This window comes from Ochrobactrum sp. SFR4, assembly GCF_019730395.1.
Classification (GTDB): Bacteria; Pseudomonadota; Alphaproteobacteria; order Rhizobiales; family Rhizobiaceae; genus Pseudochrobactrum.
Map to the genome: position 1 here is coordinate 1 of NZ_JAAPBB010000230.1, position 430 is coordinate 430.

The following is a 430-nucleotide window of genomic DNA, read 5'->3' on the forward strand; positions in this document are numbered from 1 at the left end:
TTTTATCTGGGTGATACGGCGCTATTACCTGTCCGCATCGGCTGCGAGGCTCTCATGATGCGGGATGTGGCAATAGACGGACACAAAATCATCCGCCTGCGCAATGGGCTGGCACTGCGGCAACGGGATTTGCTGGCCGGTGCAGTGCTGTTTCTGATCATGCTGGCGCTGATCATGCTGTCGCTGAATGTCGGGGATATTCATGTCGGCCTGAGCGATATTCTGCCGGTGATGTTCGGGCAGGCCGCAGATCATGATCAGAATTATGCCATTCTCACCGTGCGGCTGCCGCGTATCATACTCGGTTTTCTGGCCGGATGGAGCGCTGCACTGGCCGGTGCCGTGCTGCAATCGGTTGCGCGTAATCCGCTGGCCGAGCCGGGATTATTCGGCATCAGTGCCGGTTCCATGACCATGATCCTCATTCTTC

Annotated in this window: 1 protein-coding gene; it reads left to right on the plus strand. The window is 57.2% G+C overall.

Annotated elements, in window-relative coordinates:
* On the plus strand, nt 1-430 hold a 430-nt coding region (locus HBA93_RS18755), incomplete at both ends, for an iron chelate uptake ABC transporter family permease subunit (protein ID WP_221724306.1).